The following is a 22,730-nucleotide window of genomic DNA, read 5'->3' as shown; positions in this document are numbered from 1 at the left end:
GGCAGCGGCGGCATGGCCCTGATCGAGCTCGCCGACGGCGTCTCGCTCGACGAGGTCAAGGCCAAGACCGAAGCCGAGTTTCGCGTCGCGTTGAAGAACACGTGAACTACCCCCGGAAGCCCGCTCGCTTGCATTGGCGCTACTCCCGCGGATCAGTACTAGGCGACCTTTTTCGGCTGAGCTGCGATTCGCGACTGGAGATAGAGCCAAACGGTACGTCGATCTTGTGACGTTTTAGGGAGCGCGAGCCTGGATCGGCATTTGCGGTCCTGCCGGTACGCGACTATATTCCAAACGTCAATTTACGCGCGTACCCCATTGCGTACCATTTTTTGAGCATTGCGGCCGCAGAGGGCAATGGGTCGATCCGGCGTTCTGCACTGGGGCCAGGCAATCTTCGCAAATCGATTCTCGGAGGAGCTTTCGTGGCACGCGAATTCTTCGACAGGCAGAAAGAACATTGGGCTTACGTCCGGAGAAAGGACCTAGCCAACGAGGGGCTCGTTATTTTCGTGCACGGCTTTCGCGGGAGCTATCTAAGTACCTGGGGGGAGCTTGCGAACTACCTCACTGAGCACGCCGACGGCGACTTGAATCTCGCCAAATGGGATTATCTGTTCGTAGGCTACGAGACCTATTCGATAGGTACCTTCATGGCGATCGCGCAGATCATCGCGTCGCAATGGGAAAAGGCAGCGAAACAAGAACCCCCTTTCGAGCGGAACGCCTACAAGGACCTCGCCATCTTTGCGCATTCGCTGGGGACACTTGGTGTCCGGCAATTGCTTTGCGCGATCAGCCTGCAACCCAAAGGGATGGCCGACGCTTTGAGGAAGGCCGTGTTATTCGGCAGTCCCCTGAATGGCAGCCACTTGGCGGGCTTGGGCGGGCTCGGGCGTTTCGTCGACTTCGCGAAGGGAAAGCCGGCTTCATTGATGCCAGGCTCGTTTCGTATTCTAGATGCGCTTAAGCCGGAGAATCCGGAGCTCCAAATGCTGCACGTGTGGAGCAAGACCATAAGAACTCACGGCAAAGGAAAGTTCGGCCCAACGAGGATCATCCTCGGCGCGGATGATCATGTGGTCGGCGGAAGCACCATGGTTTCGTGGGAAGATAACTCCGAGTGCACGACCTCCATGGATCATCGAGCCATGGTGAAGGTCGCGAATGCTGGCGCGAACACCCAGGGTGCGGTTATCGACGAACTGAGAGCTCTCCGATGAGCGATAGCGAATTGAAAGCGCGCATCGATTTTCTGAAGCATGGCCGATGGAGCGAAAGGGGGCAGCTGGCATGGGGAGTAATTGGCAAGCGACCCGCGGCCGGCAGCCGCTCCGAGGTCAAGAGCCAACGCGAGCTCAAAACGCTCTTAAGGGCGCATTGGAAGGATGCCATCTACGAAAGCGAAGGCAAGATCCGAGACTCTTTCGACGAGGCCCTTACGCTCTATCAGCTATACGAGCTGGCGATCGAAACCGGTTACCTTCCGTTGAATGAGGTGCGCCAGTCCATTCACGGCGAACTAAGCCAACTTCTGTGGTCGGAAGGCGCACGCCGCTATCTGAAGTACTACAGCTACACTTCCGTGGCATTTCTCGCAAAGCGTGTCGGGGTAGATCTCGGGTTCAAAGAAATCACCGTGCCCCGTGTTCGCAATCAGACCGAAGGACGTTTCGCCTCCTTTCTTTCTCAACACGTACTTTGGTATTCCGACGATATCCTTGACGGATGGCTCGGCTTTCTCGACGACTATCTTGTTATCGGGGATCTGAACGAAACCGACAAAGAAATATTCGAATCGTTCCTGAATAGCTCAACCAAGAAGTTTGAAGAAGAGGCCGCTCTTTGGGACTTCGTCGCTGGTGCCGATCGGCTGATAACCCGTTTGGCCGAGGTCGCAGACATGCTGTCCGAGGAGGACAAGCCGTACTATGGAATGTTCTACGCCTACTGGATGGCGAAAATGTACGGTTACGATCTTGGAGACGATGGTTTCCTGCGAGATAAAGAGCAGGTCGATTGGTCCGAACAACTCGTCAGCAGCAAAAGAATACGGCACCAATTGAACAGGGCAACCGAGGAGCTCAAGAAAAACGAATCGAATGAGGTTCCGGAAAACCAGCTGGATTTGTTCGTCGCTAAAGACAGGCTCGTGCGCGATTTCTGGGATGTCACCAGAAGACAGTTCGAGACCGACCCAATTCAATTCAGATGAATGCGGGCAAAGCTGTCAGTTGCCGCAGCGATGTGACCTGGTGAACCAAGGATATTCGCTACGATTTGGATCCTGCTCTCAAAGCTGCTTACATAGAGTGAAAGAGCGCCGATAGAGACGCGGCCGACGCGACCGTTCACGAAGAGACGAACAGTTCAGCGAAATCCACCTTGAGCGCGCGAGCGACTCGGATGAGGACTTGAAGCGTGGGATTTCCTGAGCCCGCCTCGATATTGCTGATCAGCGCCTGCCGCGTGGAGGCCTCGGCGGCCAACTTCTCCTGCGAAAGCCCGCGCTCGAGTCTTAGCCTCCGCACATTGCGGGCTAGAAAGTCGACGGGCGTACTCTGCGAATCCCTTGCCATTGCTTCCGATGAAGCATCGGAAGCTTCGTTGTTTCCATACGCAGGAGCGTATAATGTGCCTTGGCTGAAGAGGGTCGTCAGGACCTCTTCGCCTTCCCCCAACCGCGGCCGCCGGACCGAGCAGTAGGGCTGGAAACATTCTCCAAGACCGAACTCTTCAGCTCATCCGCAAGGTCGTCCTTGCCCAAAGCACGACTCAAGACGTTGGCGCCCACCAAGGACGCGAAGAGCACGAGATTTCGTCGCCGAGCTTCGCCATCATCGGGGTCGCTACCCGTCGCGCTCCCGAACAAATCAAACAGTTTTTTCACTCCCTCGGCATACGACCGTCCGAGCGATCTGTTCTCCTTGTTGACGGTAGCCTCTTGATTGAAGGAGACCATCGGACATGCTCGCTCGGCAGGCTTGGGCGCTAGATATTGGGCCGCGAGATCGCCCGCGGCATCTCTGCAGCTCGCGGAATGGCCGTCGAACTTCTGCCAATTTTCGACGGTTGCGTTGAAAGCGAGGGAGCAGGCCTCCGCCGACAAGGCATCTTTCGAGCCGAAGTGCCTGTAGAAGCCGCCCTGCGTCAGGCCAGCGGCCGTCATGACATCGGCGATGCTGACGGAACCCACCCCATGCTGACGGAAGAGGCGGGCGGCCATCTCCACGACTTTTGCCCTGTTGCGCTCGGCCGTTTCCCGGTCTGATCTGCCCATATACGCTCCTCGGAATAGAGTCCGACCGAACGCTATCACTTCAAATGTTGAGAGGCATAGATTAAATGGATTGGGGACGAGCCAGATCGGAACAGCCCGCCGTCATTTAACGGATGGGGGAGAAAATGGGCCCGGTGGTGGTGGCCCAATAAAGGCGGCCAGAATTAGTGCCGCTATGGCGAACCAGGTAGTCAGCCAAAAGCCGTCGACATAAGCGAGAGTATTGGCCTCTCGCGCGGCAGTAGCCGCCAAAGTCGCCGTTGCCCGCGCCGATGCGGATCCGATGCCGATCGGTGTGAACTTGCTGGTGAGAAGGTTAAGGACGTGACCGACGTCCGCGTCCCCCCGAGTGATATTCAGCCCCAACAGGTTGGACGCAATCTGCTCCTTAATCCGCAGGAACGTCGCCATCAGCGATATGCCGATCTCCGCTCCTCCCAAGCGCGACACCTGAAGATAGGCCGCAAACGCTGTCGATCTGGCGGGGTTCGAATTTGAGAGAGTGATTATTACGATCGAGAAGAGCGCGAAGGATTGCCCGACGCTTTGAAGGAGCACCATCGGAACGAAGTCAAACAGCCGCCATTGGCTCGTGAGCTGTGTTCCCAACAGGCCCGCGCAAGCGAATGCGGACAGGCCAAGGATAAGGGACAAGCGCGCGTCGTACCGTTTGAGAACGTAGACCGTGACCGGCAGAAGAAAAATCATCGGAACGACGGCGCAAATCAGAAAAAGGGGCCCTGACTGTTCTAACCTGAGCTGAGCGACGTTGGTGAGGAAGCCGGGCGCCAAACTGGAGTTTGATAAACTCGTCAGCGTATAGAGAAGCGTGATTGCCAGCGCGAGGCCGATGTTCCGCGATAGGATCACGTCGGCGCTTGCCCACGGCTTAGTCACCAGCGCTTCGTTTACGAAAAATCCGGCGACGAGGACCGCACCGCAGGCCAACAGCATCGTCACTTGACCGGAATTCAGCCAATCGAGGCGATTTCCTTGGTCAAGGCCGGCGTAGACCATCGCCATGCCGCTGCCCAGGAGGAGCATTCCGCCCCAATCCGCGTCCTTCGCCAGGCCGTGGTCGACCGGTTCGTTCTCGGTGCCGAGATAGACGGCAAGTCCCATCAACGGGGCGATGATAGCGTCTTGCCAGTAGATCCACTGCCAGCCGGCATGATCGATGAAGTAGCCGACCAGTGTCTCCCCAAAGTTCATCGAAAAGCCGACACGTATGGAGAAAATGGCGATCGACACGATCCACCATTGCATCGGAAGGGTCCGAAAAATCACGAGAAGGGTCGTCGGCACGAAGGCGCCGAGCAACAAGCCCCTAATCACGTTGAGAAGGAGAAGGGTACTGAAATCGTGCATGAGCGGAAGGATGATCGAGATCATCGCATAGACGAGGCTAGGGATCACGAGCACTCGTCGCACGCCGAAGGCGGTCGCAATCCAAGCGACGGCCGAGGAGATGAAGATCTGCGAGGCCGTTCCCGCCGTGTTGAACCAAGCGCCCTGGTCGACGCTAAGCGACAGAGCGCCGCGGATATCTGGCAACGCGAGAGAGAACAAGCGTGAATCGAAGCTGGCCAGAAAAGCCCCGAGAAGGACGGCGACCACCGCGAAAAGTGGTCGCTGGGAGACCTTGCCTCGAGATACGGGACCGCACTCAACAACTTTAGTTGTCGCCATCGATCCCCCGCGCACCGTGAACATCGACGTTGGTCGTCACAGACATGCCGGGCAGGAGCTTGGAGACGAGCGGTTGCCCCGGTTCGAATCCGATACGGACAGCCACACGTTGAACTACTTTGGTGAAGTTGCCGGTCGCATTGTCAGGAGGGAGAAGTGCGAATTGGGAGCCGCTGGCAGGAGAAACTCGCTCGACCCTTCCTCTCAGCTTCTGGCGAGAGAAGGTGTCCACCACGATCTCGACTGGCTGCCCTGGCCTCATGTGGGTCAGCTGCGTCTCCTTGTAATTCGCAATGACATAAACATTGGGCAGCGGGACGACGTTGATTAGGTTGCTTCCGATATTGACGTAATCTCCTGGCTGAACTTGTCGTTCACCGACGATCCCGTCGAAAGGGGCGACCACCGTCGTATAGCCGAGCCGCAATTTAGCCGCTTGGAGCGCTGCTTGGGCGGCCAGCAAGTCGCCCTTCCTTTGCTCCTTCATGCCGTTGAGAACTTCGATCTGATGCTTTTGCGCGGCGATCAGCGCCGAAGCTGCTTTGACGTCGGCCTGGGCCTTCGCATAGCCCGCGATCGCCTGCTCGTATTTCTGTCGGGTGCCGGACTGGGACTCGCTCAATGACTGCTGCCGTTCCTGTTCCTGACGCGCTTCCGTCTCCATCGCCTCCGCGGACGACCGCTGTGCTACCGCTTGCGCGATGGTCGCATATTGGAGCTCGATCTGATTGGAGAGATTATCGAGGGTCGCTTTCGCGCTCACAACGTTCGCATCGGTTTGTGCCACTTGCGCTTCATAGTCAGCTGGATCGATCGCTATGAGCACTTCGCCGGCCTTCACATGCTGGTAATCGACGACGTTGACGGATTTGACGGCGCCTGCGACGCGACTGCTCAACCTCGTCATCTCGGCGCGAACGTAAGCATCATTCGTCGACTGCGATTCCATCTCTGAAATCCACGAATCCCATCGCAGCGTCGCCAAAGCGACCAGCGTAAGCGAAGCCGTCACGGCGAGAGCCGGTATCGCGAGCCGCCGCCATGTTGACGCGGACGCCGAAGGAGCTGTGCTGATAGTCTCCGCTTGAGTCATAATTTGCCTGAGTGTTCCGTTTGTGTTCCGCCACAGGCTAGATCGATCGACCAGCTATCGCTGGCGCATCGGAAAACCCCGCCTAATGAAAATGCTAGTCCGATACGATCCGGGGAACGCATCGGGCGGCCCTTCGGGCGTCACAACTTGCAATTCACCGCCTAGTTACTTCAAATTATGAAGCGATTGAAGAGGCCATCGTGGGTCGTCATACACATTTCAGTGAGGGCAAGGCCGCTTCTCTAGATCGTCTACGCCTGCGGCAAAATGAGACAACCAATGTCCGTCACTTGCGGGTTCCTTAAAAGAACTATAAATCAGATCGCAAAGGGTAGGCGATTGCAAAAACATCGCCCAGATGTCGAGGCAGGAGATGACTGCGGGGGCTAGTCCGGGCGCGGAATTCGTATTCGATTCCGTCACGCTCGACCTCGGAGGCCGGACTATCCTTGAGGACATTTCGCTCAAGGTACGGCCTGGGGAGTTCGTTTGCGTCGTCGGCGCATCAGGTGGCGGCAAGACGACGGCGCTAAGGCTCGCTGCCGGTCTCTACACTCCGTCCCGCGGATCCGTAATGATGAACGGAGCGCGTCTTCGGGGGCCGAGCAGAGATCTCGCTGTCGTTTTCCAAGATTATGGCAAGGCCTTGCTGCCTTGGCGAACGGCTTACGGAAATGTGTCGCTGGCATTGGAGGCGACAGGCATCCCCTCGTCTCAGCGCGCCGATCGAATCGAGAAGTTGCTGGCGACCGTGGGCCTACCGCAACAGGCCGAAAAATATCCGTCCGAAATGTCGGGTGGTATGCAGCAGCGTTTGCAAATTGCGCGGTGCCTAGCACAGAACCCGAAGGCGTTGTTGATGGACGAGCCTTTCGGCGCCCTCGATGCCATGACCCGCCAAAGTTTGCAGGACGAGGTTCTAGCGCTGGTGCGGGGAAGCGGAGCCACGGTAATCTTCGTGACGCACGATCTCGAGGAAGCGATCTACCTCGGGGACCGCGTAATCGGGCTGCTTCCGCATCCCGGGCGGATCGGGATCGACGTTCCGATCGCGCTCCCGAAACCGCGCGACCAATTGGCAACGCGGGAAAGCGGGGAATTTCTTCGCCTTCGACGCGAGCTTTTCGACTTCATCAAGGCGTCCGAAAAGTGAATACGAGTCGCGTGAAAGGCGTCCTGTTGCCCGCGATAGCCTTGCTTGCATTCGAAGGATGGGCGGAGTTCTCTCACTTGCAAAGCGATGCATTGGCCCCACCTTCGGCAATCATCGTCGCACTTCTGAAGGCGATCGGAGATGGTACGTTACTCGGTGCGACTGTCGATACGTTAGCCGCTGCATTCGGGGGACTTGCTGCGGGAGGCGGTGCCGGTCTCTTGGTCGGCGTGGTCCTGGGGATGGCGAGGCCCGCCGACCGTCTTCTGGAAGTCACGCTCGAGTGTCTCAGACCGATTCCGCCAATAGCTCTCTTGCCCATAGCGCTGATCGCGTTGGGGTTCGGCTACCGCATGGAGATCTGCGTCGTGGCCTTCGCGTGCTTCTGGCCGCTCATGGTCCTAAGTAGAACCGCAGTGCGGAGCATCGAGCCTGGCCTGATCGAGGTGTCGCGCGTTCTCGAGCTGTCGTATCTGGCGAAGATATTCAAAGTCGTCCTGCCGGCCTCGCTTCCTACGATCTTTCTGGCATTTAGGCTGGCTGCAGGCGTAGCCCTCATCGTTTCGGTGACCGTCGAAATAACGATCAATCCGATGGGACTCGGGGCAGGGATCATGGCGGCCCAACAAGCATTGCGGCCTGACCTGATGCTCGCATATCTCGTCTGGATCGGCGTAGTCGGGTACGCCCTCAACGACGGCCTCTTCGTGGCGCAACGTCTTTTCTTCGACCCTAATTCTACTCGAGCGCGGCAGAAATGACATACGCGGCAGTTCTTTGGCGAACGGCCAGCATCGCGATCGCCGTGGCATTCGTCGGGGTATGGCAACTCGTCGCTGACTACCGCCTCGTCTCGCCCGCATTCCTGCCGTCCCCCTTACGCACTTGGGCGTCCCTCGTCCGTGGCTTCGGATCTGGTGATCTGGCAACCAAGTTCGGAGGAACGTGCGAGCATATGTTCTTTGGTTGGCTGGCAGCTTCCGTCGTGGGGGTCGCGCTAGGCGCTGCCATCGGCAGTTCGGATCGAATGCGTACTTACGTGGCGCCGTCACTGGACTTCATTCGGCCGCTACCGGTTTCGGCCCTCATTCCCATCGCGATCGCGCTATTCGGCCTGACGAAAGGTATGGCGTTGGCGGTGATTGCATTCGGCTCCATTTGGCCAATGCTCCTCGCGACAGTCCACGGATTTGCGGCCGTCGAACCGCGCTTGTACGAGGTATCGCGGTGTCTCGACATGAATCGCCTGCAAACGGCAGCCATGATCGCATTGCCCTCGGCGGCACCTGACATTCTGTCGGGTATGAGACTCAGCCTCACGGTCTCGCTCATTCTCTCGGTGGTCTGCGAAATGCTGGCGGGTCTGGAAGGCCTCGGGCAATGGATATTGCTATCGGCCCGCAGCTTCCGGTCGGCAGATCTATTCGCCGGCGTGGTTCTGTTGGCACTCCTGGGCTACGTGACTGCTTCAGCGATGAGCGTACTGGAGCGTCGAGTGCTTCGGTGGCAGATCAGAGCGCGATAGCACTTTACGAGTTCCATAAAAGAACTGTATAGTCCGGCTATAAAAGTCTTTTCGAGGGAACGTCGATGAGCTCGGTGCGCGGAACGATGACCGATGGGCAGCCCTTACCGTTACGCATTCATGGCGCCTTTTCCCACTATGCGAAGACCGACCCGGATCGCGTCGCCTTGGTCGAGGGGGCGGTAGTCTGGACTTACGGCGACCTCAGCCGGTCGGTCGAAGAAGTTGCGGTCGCCCTGCGAGAACTGGGGATACGCCCCGGAGATCGTATGATGATCGTGGCGGAAAACAGTCTTGCCCTTGTGGGTCTGCTGTTCGCCGCCAGTCGTATCGATGCCTGGGCGATCGTGGCCAACCCGAGGCTCACGCACCGCGAACTGGAGCAGATACGGACGCATAGCGGCGCCCGCCGCGTATTCTTCGCCACCCGGGTATCGAAGGAAGCCGCCGCTCACGCAGCGACGTACGACGCCTTCGTCGGACCGATCGCATCACTTTCTGAAATCGGACGGACTCCTCTGAACGAGGAAGTCAGACCGGAGTCGGTCGACGAGTCAGGTGCCGGCCAAATCGCCGTTTTGATCTATACGTCCGGTACCACCGGCGTTCCGAAGGGGGTCATGCTTTCGCACGAGAACCTTCTGATCAGTGCGTCAGAGACGGCGAGGTTCTGGACGATCGGAGAGCAGGACCTGAACTATCTCGTCCTCCCGATCTCTCATATCGTCGGCACGTCGCTCTTGATTCTGACATTGCTGGTCGGAGGAAGCGCCAAGTTGGTCGGCCGCTATGATCCAGCGGCCCTGGCACAAGCCTTGGCCGAAGAGGGGGTAACCGTGCTGAACGGCGTTCCCGCTACCTACCAGAAACTGCTCGAGTACAAGGACCTGGCCGGCAAGGCGAAACTGCAGGGTGGCAAACTCAGAGTAGCGACGGTCGCGGGAGCCCCTCTCGACGTCGACCTCAAGCGTCGCGTAGAGAGCGAGTTCGGTATTCCTCTTCTGAACGGGTACGGAATCACCGAATGCGCCCCGGGAATCTCCGGAGTGCGGCCTGACATGAGCCGCGACGATCATTCCGTCGGAACGTTGATTTCGGGCGTGGAAGCCAAGCTCGTGGGCTCGAATGGCGCCGACGTGCCTGACGGGCAGATCGGCGAGCTTCACGTCCGTGGCCGAAACGTCATGCGAGGCTACTACCGCGCGCCCGACACGACCGCGGCGGCGATCGACCGCGACGGGTGGTTCAATACGGGTGACCTGGCGCGGTTCGAGGGAAGTCGGATGTTCATCGTCGGTCGCACGAAAGAGATGATCATCAGGTCGGGCTTCAACGTCTACCCGGCGGAGATCGAGGCGGTGCTCAGCTCACACCCCGCTGTGGTGCAGTGCGCCGTCGTCGGCAAGAAGGTGGAGGGAAACGAAGAGGTGGTGGCGTTCGTTCAGATGGTCGCGGGCTCAGCGATTTCGGCGGAGGAATTGTCCGAGTTCCTTCGGCCGCAACTCGCGCCTTACAAGCGGCCTGCAGAAATCATCTTGATGAAGGCGCTACCTGCCACGTCCACCGGCAAGCTGCTCAAGCACAAGCTGCGGGAATCCATCAACGCCTAGTGGAGGCTCAGGCGGCGCGGCGTCTGGATTTTTCTTTTGTCTTCGAGGGCTGGGGATTCGGAAACTTGCCGACACCGGGGCCAGGGTGGGTGCGAACCTCCTTGGCGTAGATCGGCTCTTTGCATTCCGAGCAGATCATGATCGGGTCGAACATCTTTCCGCAGTTCTTGTGTTCGTGAAGAAGCGGGCGACCTCGTTCGTCGACCATGTGAATGTCGCCCCAATGAACGAGCGACATCAAGATCGGATAAAGGTCGAGGCCTTTTTGGGTGAGAATGTATTCGTAGCGCTTCGGCGAGTTCTGGTACGGAGATTTCCGTAGGACGCCATAGCGAACGAGCTTCTTCAGGCGGTCGGCCAAAAGATGACGTGTGATCCGAAGCTTTGCCTGAAACTCTTCAAAGCGCCTGACCCTCAGAAAGCATTCCCGAAGAATCAATAGGGTCCATCTATCGCCAATGACGCCCACCGTACGGGCTAAGGAGCAGGATTGCTCCTCAAGTTCGTCCCATCTCATTGCGTTCTCCGAATCCGCGCGTGGGCGCGTTGATTTCACAATTTAATTTGATGCGCGGGTCCTTACAAGACTTTCGTTCCGGGTTTTGATTTGACAGTTCGAAAATAGAACTTTAGAGATCGTCGGTGATGGCTTAAGCTGGGCTTAGTCCGCGCTCGCTGGGCATAGACAGTTCCGGAAATCAATCCACAGGAGGATCAACGTGCAAAAGCGCAATGCGACCGTGGCCGTCGTGGGTGCCGGAGACTTCATCGGGGGAGCAATCGCCAAGAAATTCGCAGCGGAGGGTTTCACCGTCTTCGTCGGTCGACGGCAAGGCGAGAAACTGAAGCCTCTCATCGACGAGATCGAGGCGAGCGGGGGGACCGCGTTTGGGCGCGGGCTCGATGCGCGCAAAGAAGACGAGGTCGTGAAGTTCATTGCGGACGCCGACAGTCACGCCCCTCTGGAGGTCTGCATCTTCAACATTGGCGCGAACGTCAACTTCCCGATAACGGAGACAACCGAACGGGTCTTCCGCAAGGTTTGGGAGATGGCCTGCTATTCAGGCTTTCTGGCGGGCCGCGAAGCGGCGAAGGCGATGCTTGCTCGCGGCAAGGGCAACATTTTTTTTACCGGCGCAACCGCGAGTCTACGGGGAGGCAAGGGGTTTGCAGCCTTCGCGAGCGCGAAATTCGGCCTGCGCGCCGTGGCTCAGGCCATGGCCCGCGAGCTCGGGCCACAAAACATCCATGTCGCGCATCTGATAATCGACTCGTCGGTCGATACCGAATGGGTTCGAGAGCTCATCACGAAGCGGGAAGGCGCTCAGGCCCTGGAAGATCCCAACAGGTTGATGCGTCCCGCCGCCGTCGCGGAATCCTATTGGCAGCTCTACCAGCAACCCCGAGATGCCTGGACATTCGAGCACGAGATCCGACCGTTCGGCGAAAAGTGGTAGGAAGCTCTTCATGGAATTGGAGCTGTCGGCAGAGGACGTCGCATTCCGCGATGAGGTACGATCGTTCATCGCGCAGAATTACCCGGAAGAGATGCGCGTTCCGAATCCTGAAACGGATCTGAGCAAGGAGCAGTCGCTGCTCTGGCATCGGATCCTGCACGAGAAGGGCTGGATCGCTCCGCTCTGGCCCAAGCAGTACGGAGGGCCTGGCTGGTCCCTGACCCAGAGGTTCATCTGGGAGCAGGAGACGACGCGCGCCGGTGTGCTGCCGCCCTTGGCGTTCAGCGTGACGATGGTCGGTCCGGTCATCTATACGTACGGGAACGAGGCGCAGAAGAAGCGTTTCCTTCCCCGTATTCTGTCGGGAGAAGATTGGTGGTGCCAGGGCTACTCCGAACCCGGCTCCGGCTCGGATTTGGCATCCGTGAGAACCAAGGCCGTGCGCGATGGGGACCACTATATCGTCAACGGACACAAAACGTGGACCACGCTTGCGCAACACGCTGACTGGATATTCTGTCTTGTGCGGACAGATCCGGCCGCCAAGGCGCAAGAGGGAATATCGTTCCTGTTGATCGATATGAGGTCGCCCGGCGTCAGCGTGCGCCCGATCATCACGATCGACGGCTCGCACGAGGTTAACGATGTCTTCCTTCAGGACGTGCGCGTCCCTGCCGAGAACATGATCGGAGATCCGAATCGAGGTTGGACGTACGCCAAGTATCTCCTCGGAAACGAGCGGACGAGCATGGCAGGTATCGGGAAGTCTACGCGTAATCTCGAGCGGTTGAAGCAGATCGCTCGAATCGAAATACCCGTCGACGATCCTGGGCATGCGGAATTCATGCGCGAAATCGCCAAAGTCGAGCTGGATCTGTTGGCACTCGAAGCGACAGAGCTGCGCATCGTCTCGCAGATGTCGCGAGGCATAGATCCAGGGCCGGCGGCGTCGCTCTTCAAGATCAGGGGGACGGAGATATTTCAGAGAATCACCGACCTGACGCATCGAGCAATAGGTAACGACGGCCTTTCGCTGCGAGAGCATCCGGCGAGCTCAAACAGGGAACTGCCAGGGCCGAAATATGGCCATACGGCTTCGGAGCTATTCCTGAACTCCCGGAAGCTCAGCATTTACGGCGGTTCGAACGAAATTCAGCGCAACATCATCGCGAAGGCCGTGCTCGGTCTGTAATCGTCGGAGCGTAACGATGGACGTTCAACTCAACGAGGAGCAGGCGCTGCTTCAGGCCACAGTTCAGCGGCTGCTCAACGATCGATACGGCTTCGACGATCGACGCAAGATCGTATCGGATGAGCTCGGCTATAGCCCCGAGGTCTGGAGGCAATTCGCGGACTTGGGCCTCTTATCGGCTCCATTCTCGGAGGAGTTCGGGGGACTGGGAAACTTCGCGATTACCGCGATGGTGGTCATGCAAGAGTTCGGCAAGCGGCTTGTCGTCGAGCCTTATTTCGAGACGGTCATCTTGGCTGGCGGGCTCATCGAGCGGAGCGGTACGCCGGACCAGAAGCAAGAGCATCTGCAGAAGATCGGATCGGGGGCAAGTCGGTGGGCGCTGGCTTGGGCGGAACGCGGGGGGCGTTACGACATCCACAGCGTTGCCACGCACGCCCGTCGGTCGGGCGACGAGTATATCATCACCGGCAGCAAGAATGCGGTCACGGCGGCTCCGTGGGCTGACAAGCTCATCGTGTCCGCGCGTACGTCCGGTCCGAAAAGATCCTCGGATGGCATTAGCCTCTTCATCGTTGACCGCAGATCCGCGAACCTTCATCTCAAAAGCTTCCGCACCATAGACGGACGCAGAGCGGCAGATATCTCGATCGAGGACGTGAAGGTGCCGGCGTCCGCTCTGCTCGGTCTGGAAGGAAATGGCGGGGAGACGCTCGACGCATGCAGGGATCTAGCAGTGGGGGCGCTTTGCGCGGAAGCTGTCGGAATCATGTCCGAACTCAACGCGACGACGTTGGAATACGCGAAGACGCGCAAGCAGTTCGGTACGACCATCGGTAATTTTCAAGCGCTCCAGCATCGCATGGTCGACATGTTCATCGCCCATCAGGAATCGTTGTCGCTGATGCAACACCTGAATCTCAGCCTGATACGGCAGGAATCCACGGTTTCGCGTTTGGCATCCGGGACGAAGTCGAAGATCGGCTATGCCGCCCGTTTCGTCGGTGAGCAGTCGATTCAACTTCACGGCGGGATGGGCATGAGCGATGAGCTCAGCGTCGGCCACTATTTCAAACGGATCGCAGCCATCGACGTCCAGTTCGGGGATCCGGCTTTCCATCTGAGTCGCTTTGCAAGTCTAGACAGGCAGGAAGCCACAGTAGCTCTTTGAGAGGAGATTGAAGGCGATGACAGAAGCCGTAATCGTTTCGACCGCGCGTACGCCGATCGGCAAGGCCTGGAAGGGCGCGCTGAACAATACCGAGGGCGCCACTCTTCTCGGGCATGCGATCTCCGCTGCCGTTTCGAAGGCGGGGGTCGACGGCCGCGAGGTCGAGGATGTGGTGATGGGCAGCGCGATGCCGCAAGGCACGATGGGTATGAATATCGCTCGCAAAGCCGCCCTGAGAGCCGGTCTTCCCGTAAGCGTCGCGGGAACAACCGTGGATAGGCAATGCGCCTCGGGATTGCAGGCGATCGCTACCGCCGCGCGTTCCGTCCTGTTCGATGGGGCCGACATTGTCATTGGAGGAGGGGGCGAATCGATCAGTCTCGTCCAGAACGAGCACATGAACTCGTTCCATGTGACCGATCCGGAACTCGTTGCCATCAAGGGCGACGTCTACATGTCGATGTTGGACACGGCCGAAACCGTCGCAAAGCGCTATGGTATCTCGCGCGATCAGCAGGACGAATACAGTCTCGAAAGCCAGCGTCGCTCCGCTGCGGCACAGCAAGGCGGTCGTTTCAACGATGAGCTGGCAGCCATCAAGACCAAAATGGCCGTCGTAGACAAGGAGTCGAAGGCGGTTTCGTATCATGAGGTAACTCTCTCGGTGGACGAAGGCCCTCGACCGGAAACGACCTTGGAAGGGCTGGCGAAGATCAAGCCGGCCAAAGGGCCTGGCTTCTGCATTACCGGTGGTAATGCCAGCCAGTTTTCCGACGGGGCCAGTGCGATGGTGATCATGAACGACAAGGTCGCCGCGAGCAGGAACATCAAGCCGCTGGGAGTGTTCAGAGGATTCGCGACTGCCGGATGCGAGCCCGACGAGATGGGTATCGGTCCCGTCTTCGCGGTTCCGCGCTTGCTCAAGCGCCACGGGTTGACCGTGGACGATATCGGCTTGTGGGAGCTCAACGAGGCTTTCGCGGTTCAGGTGATCTATTGCCGCGATAAGCTCGGCATCGATCCAAGCAAGCTGAACGTCAATGGTGGCGCGATTGCGATCGGTCATCCCTACGGCATGTCGGGCGCCCGCCTAGCCGGTCACGCCCTCATCGAAGGGCGTCGGCGGAAGGCCAAATACGCCGTTGTCACAATGTGCATCGGCGGCGGCATGGGCGCAGCGGGTTTGCTCGAAATCGCTAACTAGAGCCATTGGCGTCGTTCCGACCTCGATCGGGGCAAGCATTGTCCCGATCGAGGTATCGATCGAAAGTAAGCGGCTGCTTGGCGGCGGCCGTAAGTCTCAAGATGCGCTCACCGGTCCGGGCAGCCGCCTTCTGCGAGAGGCCTGAAAGCGAGCTCGCCGGGTATGGTCGCGAGCACTTTATAAAAGTCCCAGTCGCGCCGGGATTCGCTAGGCGTTTTCGTTTCCAGCAGATAGATGTCGTGCACCATGCGGCCATCGCGGCGGATCGTCCCGTTTGGTGCGAAGAAGTCCTGAACCGGCATTTCTTTCATCTTCCCGACTACCGACTTCGCTTCATCTGATTTCAGAGCCGCAATCGCCTTCAGATAGTGCGTTATAGCCGAGTAGAGACCAGCCTGAAAATCGGTCGGCATCTTCCCCTGGGTTGCGCGAAATCTTTCGGACCATTCGCGCGTGGAATCGTCACGATCCCAATAAAAGGCTTGTGTAACGATCATGCCCTGGGTGAGGTCAAGTCCTAGCGCGCGGGTATCGTGGATCTGCATGGCCAATGCGGCGAGTTGCTGACCACCATCGACGAGCCCGAATTCGTGGGCTTGTTTAACGGCGTTGGCCGTGTCTGCGCCGCCGTTGGCGAGAGCCACGATCTTCGCCTTCGACGCCTGTGCCTGAAGGACGAAGGGCGAAAAGTCGGCGGTGTTGATCGGATGTCGGACGCTTCCAACCACCGTTCCGCCGGCCCGTTTCACCGCATTCGTGGCATCGCGCTCTAGAGCTTGCCCAAGAGCGTAGTCCACACTCAAGAAGAACCAGGAACCATATCCGCGCTTTACCATTTCGCTTCCGAGGCCGTTGCCGAACGCGTACGTGTCCCAGGTCCAGTGTATGGAGGTCGCCGAGCATGAGGCCCCCGTCAGATCGGATGTGCCTCCGCCGGAGACGATAAGCACCCGGTTCTTTTCTCGCGCGAGCTGCTGGACGCCCAGAGCGATAGCCGATCCAGGCACATCGACGATGGCATCGACGCCATCCTGGTCGAACCATTGGCGCGCGCGAGCCATACCGACGTCAGGCTTGTTTAGGTGGTCCGCCGAAACGATGTCGATCGGAACGCCCGCGACTTTTCCGCCGAAATCATCGGCCGCCATCTTGGCGGCCAGAACGGATCCGGATCCGGTGTTGTCCGCGTAAGGGCCACTCATGTCGGTGAGTACACCGATTCTTACGACCCCACCGGAAATCTGCGCGGACGCAGGACTGGCAAACAACAAAATCGTCAGTGCGACGATCGAATAGCGCATAAAGTGGTCCTCCCAAAAAAGCCGCGCAAGTCAACGCGGTGAGAGGATCTGGAAGCCCATGGGCAACGCGAAGTACATGCGCATTGCGCTTGGTTCTCATCCAGCAAAAATCGAACTCCGATTCGTTTTCACTGAGTGAGAAATGTGCCGCGCTTCGTTGGACGAGATCGAGGCATTGGGCGAAACGTGGATGACCAACACGCAAGGAGGAAAACAAATGATCGTAGAAATGAGGGCCTACACGCTCAGGCCGGGCGCGCTCGGCACGTACCTCAAGGACTTCACGAAGCTGGTTCCGGTTCTCGAAGAACATCAAGGACCGCTTCTCGGATACTTCACCAGCGAGGTGGGCGAACTGAACCAAGTATTCGCGCTTCGCGGCTACAAGGACTTCGAAGACCGGCAAGCCAGACGTCAATCGCTTATCAAGGATGAGCGCTTCATCAAGGCCGGCGAAACGCTAATGCCCATGATCCAATCGCAGTACAATTGGGTTTTGAGCCCGACTCCGTTTTCGCCCATCAAGTGAATGGGGCCGCTCAAGATGGGAGCTTCGCGGCCAACTCGCGAAGCTTCGTCTTCAATACTTTACCCGTCGTGTTGAGCGGCATTGCTTCGACTTTGACCAGAGCGCTCGGACGCTTGTAAGCGGTCAGACGCTCTGCCGCGTAGTCTCGAAGCTCAGCCTCCGAGCAGTCCATCCCGGCGACGAGCTGCACGAATGCGATCGCTTCTTCGTCAACGCTATTGCGTCGTCGGCCGACGACCCCCGCAATTGCAATGGCCGGATGAGACGTCAACACGGCCTCGACTTCCTCCGGATAGACGTTGAAGCCCGAGCGAATGATCACATCCTTGCTGCGGCCGATGATGCGTATGGCGCCGTCGCTTTCCCGAATGCCCAGATCGCCCGTCTTCAGCCAACCGTTCGATAGAGCATCGGATGTCGCAACAGAGTTCTTGTAGTATCCGAGCATAAGTCCCGGTCCGCGCGTCAGGATTTCCCCAACGCCTGTACCTTCGATCTCCCTGCCTTGAGTCACAAGGCGAACTTCGACGCCTGGTAGAGGAAGGCCACTGGCCGTATCTGTTCGTCTCTCGTCGAACCGGGTGGTCGCGATCGTCGGAGCCATTTCGGTCATGCCGTAGCCATTGCCCAGCGGCAGGCGGAACGCCGTCTCGATCGCCGACTTCAACGCGAGATCGAGCGGGGCAGCTCCGGTCAGAATTTGACGCAAATGGGGTGCTTCAAGCGGTCGCCCGCCTAGCGCCTCAACGATCTTCACGAACATAGTCGGGACGCCTTGGAGGCGCGTGACACTGCCGTCTTGGAGAAGAGAAAGAACGTCGGCCGCATCGAACCGTCGAGCGATCGAAATGCTCGCCCCCGACGCGCATGCGGTCAGGAGTACCCAAACAAGGCTGTAAATATGGGAAAACGGAAGGATACCGTAGAACCGATCGTCCGCCCGTACAGCCTGTGTCGAGATCACTTGGCTCGTGACGGCCAAGAGCGAAGCATGACTCAGCATGACCCCTTTAGGGGCTCCGGTCGTGCCGGACGTATAGAGAAGCACACCGACTTGCTCCGCGGCAGCCTTGTGCGAGCGCTCGAAATGACTGTCGACGAGCCGAGAAATCCTTAGACCTTGAAGGCCCGGAATATTCAGTTCTTCCGTGCCATGAGCGATCGCGTGCGAGGACGCCTCATCGGAGGTGGCTGTGACGTAGATTGTCCGTCGCGGGAGCGCGTGATCGCGTATCTGCGCCAATTCCCGGGTCGACAGTCGCGCATTGATAAGGATAGGCCAGACATCTTCGCGTGCGGCCGCGAGATAGAGCGCTGCCAGTTCGAATGAATTCTCGCCCACGATCATCAGCCGGTCGCCAGGCCGAACTCCTCGGCTTTCGATTGCCGAGGCGGCCGTCGATGCGGCAACGCCCAGCTCCTTCCAGGTCCACTTCAATGGTCCATCGACAATTGCGATGGCGTCCGGGAATCGCTCAGCGGCGCTGTCGACGAGTTTCCCAACTCGTGTGATACGTGTCAGATCTGGCGTGCCCATCCGTTCCTCCCGGCATAGATTGTTCGAGCGTTCGTGCAACCACCGCCGACGGTCGTCCAGAACGGAGCGTGCCGGTTTTCGTCAGGTGAGAATGAGCGGCCTGAAATCGGCCGCAGGGAGGTACATCGGCCCAGCTCCCGGCGGTTAGCTCCAATGTTTGCGGTGATCCCTAGCAAATTCCGAGAAGTACCTTGGCTTGCGTCCAACAACCTCTTCGAATGTGAAGGTAACCGGCGCCCGATGCCCCTCCTTGAGCTGCGCCAGGATGTGCGACAAGTAATCAACGGTGGAGTCTGGCACACCGAACCCCAACAACCGTGACTCGAACGCCGACGGTGGGATATCCACAAAGCGAACTGGCTTACGGGTGGCCTCCGAAATCTCGTCCGCGATTTCCGAGTGGTTCAGCGCGACCGGGCCGGTCAGTTCGAGAATTCCGGACCGATCCCTGGCAGACGTAAGGAGCGCGGCGGCGGCCGCACCGATGTCCCGAGTATCGATGAAGCTGGCGCGCGCTGAGCCAACGGGAAGGGATATCTTTCGCTCCTTCCGGATGTCGTTCAGCCAATAGCTTGTGAAGTTCTGCATGAACCAGTTCGGACGGAGGATGGCATAGTCCAGGCCGGATTTCTCCAATTCGATCTCTGCCTTTCTGAACGGCGTCTCGTTCCTGTCGCCGGCACCCGGTGCCGAAAGCATCACGACCTTTTTCAAGCCAGCGGCCTTGGCTTCCCGAATCTGGGGGGACAAAAGTGCGTGTTGGTCCGAATGCCCCGGAGGAGCCATGAGGAATGCTTTCGTCACATTCTTGAACGCTTCCTTCAGGCCTACTCGTCGGACGACGTCAACCATGACGGTGTCCGAGTCCGAGGGCGATTTGCTGGTCGCCGTCCGGATTCGATGACCTTCCGATCGCAATAGCCGGGAAACCTCGGATCCAACGAGTCCGGACGCTCCGATGACTAGCGTGATGTCGTCCACTGATGCACCTCCCTCGCGCTTTCACGTCAACGGTGTCCACCCGCCAGTGGCGGTCTCGACGACCGACAAGAGGATCCCGAGTCTCCGCGCTGCGACGTCGGCGGCGCCCGTCGTCGAGTGTCAAAGCTGATCGGGTCATGTAGCCGATTGGTCGGCGAAGTGTGGCAGGTACACTTCGTCGTTCTCACGTGCTGAAAACGTCGTTCGACCGGGCAATTCTCATCCAATGAGAACGTGAACTCTTTTTGGTCTTCCTCCGGGAAGCGAGCGATCATATTGCACTATCGACGCCACGCCGGCGGCTCGGTTGCCAGGCCTGCCGGTCCGACCTTACGAAAGATCGAAGTAAAGCAACGGAGATGCGTTTGACGAGTTTCGTGAAGGCCAGCGAGTCCGAAGGCGTATTGACCTTGACGATCTCGCGTCCCGAGAAGAAGAATGCCTTGACCGGAGAGATGTACACGGCTCTTGCCGACCAGCTCGAACGTGCGGAGAAGGATTCGGGGATCAAGGTCATTCTGATTCAAGGCGATGGGGACAGCTTTACCGCCGGCAACGATCTCGACGAATTCAAAGCTCAGGCGGAAGCTCCGGAAGAGGAGGACGGTGAAGAAAGTCCGGCGTTCCGGTTCACCGAGATCATCGCGAGCGCGACAAAGCCGCTTGTCGCTGCCGTGCAGGGGAACGCGGTTGGCGTGGGGGCGACGATGTTGCTTCACTGCGATCTGATCTATCTGGCTGAGAACGCGCGCCTCATAACTCCCTTCGTCAACCTCGCCCTGGTGCCGGAGGCCGCGTCAAGCTATCTGCTCCCGGCGCGCCTCGGTTACGTTCAGGCGTATGCCATGTTCGCGTTGGGGGAGCCCCTCAACGCGGCCACGGCTGTGGCTCGAGGGCTTGCGAACGAGGTCGTGCCGATTGCCGAACTCCGTTCGCGTGCATCGGCAGCCGCGGCCGTACTAGCCAAGCGGCCGGTAGGAGCTCTCGCCAAAACCAAGGCACTGATGCGCGAACATTCGCGGATGGCCGCACAGATGACCGAAGAGGCGAAAATTTTTAAAGAGCGTCTGGTTACGGCTGAGGCGCGGGAAGCTTTCGCTGCGTTCGCGGAACGAAGGGCACCTGATTTTTCCAAGGTGTGAAATACCAGGCACCAGATCACCGGCAAATTATACTAGCTTCAAAAATAGAAGCGTGATACGTGAGTCCCCTGTTCGGGTGATAAATGTCGATCTACGAGAATCGGTCGATATCTCGCGGCTTCATGCTGCTGGAGTGCGTTCGCCGAAGTCCTGATCCGCTGCGGCTGATCGAGATCGCGGACGCTACCGGTTTGCACACCGCAACGGCTTTTCGGTTGCTCTCCGTTCTCTGCGAGATGGGCTATCTGAGCAGAGGAGGCGACGATTGCTATTCCTTGGGGTATCGCCTCTTCAAACTAGCGGATCCGGACCGTCGAGCGGGGCTGTTGCGCGAAGCAGCCCACGATTCACTCGTCAGGCTGGCCAGGGAAATGGATGAGCAAATTTCGCTTGGAGAGCTCCGTAACGGGGATGTGGTCATCTACGACAGCGTCATAGGCGACACGCGGTACAAGGAGATCGTCCAATCTCCGCCGCCTGCGCCCTACGCCAGTGCCATCGGTAAGCTTCTCTTGGCGTACCAGCCCGACGAAGCGGTCATCGATCTCTATCGTAAACGTCCCATGCGGCCATTCACGCGTAAGACGATCACCAGTCTCGCTACGCTCGTGAGAGAGTTATCCTACATCCGAAGGAAGGGCGGCAGCTGCGACTACGAAGAGGCGTTGGACGGCATCATGTCGCACGCCGTCCCAGTCCTGGATGCCGAGGGAGAGCTCGTATGTGCCATCAGCGTTTCTGGTTGGTCCGGCCGGATGAGCAGAAGCACGCTCCCTCAGATCTCGACCCGCCTTAGAGGTGCGGCAGCCGAGATTTCGTCGCGGCTCGCCAAGGCCTGAATTCCCGTTCGATCCCATCATCGGAGTAGCCATGAAGACCGTCAGATTTCATCAAACCGGTGGCCCGGACGTTCTAACTTATGAGGAAGTCACGGATCCGGTCGCGGGAGACGGTGAAGTGCTGATCAAGGTCGAGGCAGTCGGCTTGAATTTTGCGGACGTCCTCCGCAGGCGCGGCGACGATTATCCGGAGCCAACTCCCCTGCCGTTCACGCCTGGCGGCGAGATCGCGGGACGCGTCGCCGCCGTGGGTCCCAACGTTCGTGGTATTGAAGTGGATAGCCTCGTTTACTCCACACCGAGGCGCGGTGGATACGCGCAGTACGTCTCCGTGCCTGCCGCCTCCGTAATCCCGCTTCCGCCTGGAATAGGCGCCGATCAGGCGACTTCCCTGGTCATTCAAGGGCTCACGGCCGGGTTCGCACTGCGAAATTCTGCGAGAATGAGCAGAGGCGAAAGTGTATTCGTCGAGGCCGCCGCCGGGGGCGTGGGCTCGTTCGCGGTGCAACTCGCGAGGCTTTTCGGTGCCGGCAAGGTTATTGCGGGAGCGAGCTCCGCGGCAAAGCGCGACCTCGCGTTGCAGTTGGGTGCTGATGCGGCAATCGATTATACGAAACCCGACTGGCCGGCCGAGGTTAAGGCCCTCACCGGTGGCGCCGGCGTGGACATCGTTCTCGAAATGACCGGTGGCCCCACGCTGGAGAGAGCCTTAGACGCTCTTGGCGTATTTGGACGCATGGTCGTTTATGGTCTCGCGAGCGGAGAGAGCGTTCGGATCGACCCCCAACGCCTTACCGGTTCAAATCACTCGATTACCGGCTTTTTCTTGGGCGGCTTCTTCCGGCGTCCGGAACTCGTAAAGTCGATGCTGGAAGAGATCGTGGGATACGTAGTTTCGGGCAAGCTATCACTACAGATCGGAGCGACGTTTCCGCTCTCTAAAGCAGCAGAAGCACACCGATTGATCGAAGAACGCCGTTCGACCGGCAAGATCGTGTTGCACCCGTGGGAGGATGCCTGAGCGGCG

22 protein-coding genes and 1 pseudogene are annotated in these 22,730 nt (G+C 58.7%); 15 read left to right on the top strand and 8 right to left on the bottom strand.

The features are described from left to right. From AC0L20_RS19480 to AC0L20_RS19470, 3 genes and pseudogenes are all read left to right on the top strand, one after another. Positions 1–105, top strand: a pseudogene (locus AC0L20_RS19480) (succinyl-CoA--3-ketoacid-CoA transferase); the annotation flags it as partial. A 320-nt stretch (positions 106–425) separates the two neighbouring features. Further along, positions 426–1,223 carry a lipase family protein gene (locus AC0L20_RS19475; RefSeq protein ID WP_473290915.1) on the top strand — a complete coding sequence of 266 codons (798 nt, stop codon included), beginning with the start codon at positions 426–428 and terminating at the stop codon, positions 1,221–1,223. Then, positions 1,220–2,215 carry a hypothetical protein gene (locus AC0L20_RS19470; RefSeq protein ID WP_473290913.1) on the top strand — a complete coding sequence of 332 codons (996 nt, stop codon included), beginning with the start codon at positions 1,220–1,222 and terminating at the stop codon, positions 2,213–2,215. The genes AC0L20_RS19475 and AC0L20_RS19470 overlap by 4 nt, the downstream gene beginning before the upstream one ends. A 136-nt stretch (positions 2,216–2,351) precedes the next feature. Here the strand turns inward: AC0L20_RS19470 and AC0L20_RS19465 are convergent, their stop codons facing one another. From AC0L20_RS19465 to AC0L20_RS19450, 4 genes are all read right to left on the bottom strand, one after another. Further along, a complete protein-coding gene (locus AC0L20_RS19465; RefSeq protein ID WP_473290910.1) occupies positions 2,352–2,579 on the bottom strand; it encodes a helix-turn-helix transcriptional regulator in 228 nt (75 codons plus the stop codon). Positions 2,580–2,656: 77 nt separating this feature from the next. Further along, on the bottom strand, positions 2,657–3,280 hold the full coding sequence (locus AC0L20_RS19460) for a TetR/AcrR family transcriptional regulator (RefSeq protein WP_473290907.1): 624 nt from the start codon (positions 3,278–3,280) through the stop codon (positions 2,657–2,659). A gap of 102 nt (positions 3,281–3,382) precedes the next feature. Next, on the bottom strand, positions 3,383–4,969 hold the full coding sequence (locus AC0L20_RS19455; RefSeq protein WP_473290942.1) for an MFS transporter: 1,587 nt from the start codon (positions 4,967–4,969) through the stop codon (positions 3,383–3,385). After that, complete coding sequence (locus AC0L20_RS19450; RefSeq protein WP_473290904.1) at positions 4,956–6,062, bottom strand: HlyD family secretion protein; 1,107 nt, start codon at positions 6,060–6,062, stop codon at positions 4,956–4,958. Before AC0L20_RS19450 ends, AC0L20_RS19455 begins: the two co-directional genes overlap by 14 nt. Positions 6,063–6,420: 358 nt before the next feature. Here AC0L20_RS19450 and AC0L20_RS19445 point away from each other — a divergent pair, with 358 nt between their 5' ends. The 4 genes from AC0L20_RS19445 to AC0L20_RS19430 all read left to right on the top strand — a co-directional run bounded on the left by AC0L20_RS19445 (position 6,421) and on the right by AC0L20_RS19430 (position 10,350). After that, on the top strand, positions 6,421–7,215 hold the full coding sequence (locus AC0L20_RS19445; RefSeq protein WP_473290901.1) for an ABC transporter ATP-binding protein: 795 nt from the start codon (positions 6,421–6,423) through the stop codon (positions 7,213–7,215). 11 nt (positions 7,216–7,226) lie between these two features. Then, positions 7,227–7,976 carry an ABC transporter permease gene (locus AC0L20_RS19440; RefSeq protein WP_473290897.1) on the top strand — a complete coding sequence of 250 codons (750 nt, stop codon included), beginning with the start codon at positions 7,227–7,229 and terminating at the stop codon, positions 7,974–7,976. Further along, complete coding sequence (locus AC0L20_RS19435) at positions 7,973–8,740, top strand: ABC transporter permease (RefSeq protein WP_473290893.1); 768 nt, start codon at positions 7,973–7,975, stop codon at positions 8,738–8,740. The genes AC0L20_RS19440 and AC0L20_RS19435 overlap by 4 nt, the downstream gene beginning before the upstream one ends. Positions 8,741–8,805: 65 nt before the next feature. Beyond that, positions 8,806–10,350, top strand: coding sequence for a class I adenylate-forming enzyme family protein (locus tag AC0L20_RS19430; protein WP_473290889.1), 1,545 nt, complete (start codon positions 8,806–8,808; stop codon positions 10,348–10,350). A gap of 7 nt (positions 10,351–10,357) precedes the next feature. Here AC0L20_RS19430 and AC0L20_RS19425 read toward each other — a convergent pair whose 3' ends face one another. Then, the gene (locus tag AC0L20_RS19425; protein ID WP_473290885.1) at positions 10,358–10,867 is read right to left on the bottom strand and encodes a winged helix-turn-helix transcriptional regulator; all 510 of its coding nucleotides are present in this window, start codon (positions 10,865–10,867) and stop codon (positions 10,358–10,360) included. A 202-nt stretch (positions 10,868–11,069) separates the two neighbouring features. On the opposite strand from AC0L20_RS19425, the gene AC0L20_RS19420 reads away from it, so the two are divergent. Genes AC0L20_RS19420 through AC0L20_RS19405 form a run of 4 tightly spaced genes read left to right on the top strand, consistent with a single transcriptional unit; the run spans position 11,070 to position 15,374 of the window. Continuing rightward, positions 11,070–11,807: an SDR family oxidoreductase gene (locus AC0L20_RS19420; RefSeq protein WP_473290883.1), complete on the top strand. Its 738-nt coding sequence runs from the start codon at positions 11,070–11,072 to the stop codon at positions 11,805–11,807. 10 nt (positions 11,808–11,817) lie between these two features. After that, positions 11,818–12,999: an acyl-CoA dehydrogenase family protein gene (locus AC0L20_RS19415; protein ID WP_473290880.1), complete on the top strand. Its 1,182-nt coding sequence runs from the start codon at positions 11,818–11,820 to the stop codon at positions 12,997–12,999. 16 nt (positions 13,000–13,015) lie between these two features. Then, on the top strand, positions 13,016–14,170 hold the full coding sequence (locus AC0L20_RS19410; protein ID WP_473290877.1) for an acyl-CoA dehydrogenase family protein: 1,155 nt from the start codon (positions 13,016–13,018) through the stop codon (positions 14,168–14,170). A gap of 16 nt (positions 14,171–14,186) precedes the next feature. Beyond that, positions 14,187–15,374 (top strand): acetyl-CoA C-acyltransferase, encoded by a 1,188-nt coding sequence (locus tag AC0L20_RS19405; protein WP_473290939.1) that lies wholly within the window; start codon positions 14,187–14,189, stop codon positions 15,372–15,374. 107 nt (positions 15,375–15,481) lie between these two features. Here the strand turns inward: AC0L20_RS19405 and AC0L20_RS19400 are convergent, their stop codons facing one another. Then, a complete protein-coding gene (locus AC0L20_RS19400) occupies positions 15,482–16,675 on the bottom strand; it encodes an ABC transporter substrate-binding protein (protein ID WP_473290875.1) in 1,194 nt (397 codons plus the stop codon). Positions 16,676–16,832: 157 nt separating this feature from the next. Between AC0L20_RS19400 and AC0L20_RS19395 the strand changes: the two genes are divergently transcribed. Continuing rightward, entirely contained in the window at positions 16,833–17,204 is a 372-nt protein-coding gene (locus AC0L20_RS19395; protein WP_473290872.1) for an NIPSNAP family protein, read from the top strand. 10 nt (positions 17,205–17,214) lie between these two features. On the opposite strand, the gene AC0L20_RS19390 is transcribed toward AC0L20_RS19395, so the two are convergent. Together AC0L20_RS19390 and AC0L20_RS19385 are read right to left on the bottom strand one after the other, a co-directional pair. Further along, positions 17,215–18,741, bottom strand: coding sequence for a class I adenylate-forming enzyme family protein (locus AC0L20_RS19390; RefSeq protein ID WP_473290871.1), 1,527 nt, complete (start codon positions 18,739–18,741; stop codon positions 17,215–17,217). Between the two features lie 144 nt (positions 18,742–18,885). Beyond that, positions 18,886–19,722, bottom strand: a complete 837-nt coding sequence (locus tag AC0L20_RS19385) for an NmrA family NAD(P)-binding protein (protein WP_473290869.1) — start codon at positions 19,720–19,722, stop codon at positions 18,886–18,888. A gap of 365 nt (positions 19,723–20,087) precedes the next feature. On the opposite strand from AC0L20_RS19385, the gene AC0L20_RS19380 reads away from it, so the two are divergent. The 3 genes from AC0L20_RS19380 to AC0L20_RS19370 all read left to right on the top strand — a co-directional run bounded on the left by AC0L20_RS19380 (position 20,088) and on the right by AC0L20_RS19370 (position 22,724). Then, positions 20,088–20,864, top strand: coding sequence for an enoyl-CoA hydratase-related protein (locus tag AC0L20_RS19380; protein WP_473290867.1), 777 nt, complete (start codon positions 20,088–20,090; stop codon positions 20,862–20,864). Between the two features lie 83 nt (positions 20,865–20,947). Beyond that, positions 20,948–21,703, top strand: a complete 756-nt coding sequence (locus AC0L20_RS19375; protein WP_473290865.1) for an IclR family transcriptional regulator — start codon at positions 20,948–20,950, stop codon at positions 21,701–21,703. A 31-nt stretch (positions 21,704–21,734) separates the two neighbouring features. Next, entirely contained in the window at positions 21,735–22,724 is a 990-nt protein-coding gene (locus tag AC0L20_RS19370; RefSeq protein ID WP_473290863.1) for a quinone oxidoreductase family protein, read from the top strand. The last annotated feature ends 6 nt before the right edge of the window (positions 22,725–22,730 follow it).

The organism is Bradyrhizobium sp. Kon58 (assembly GCF_055807455.1).
The sequence above is the reverse complement of the archived record's forward strand: the minus strand, read 5'-3'. Positions and strand labels throughout refer to the sequence as shown.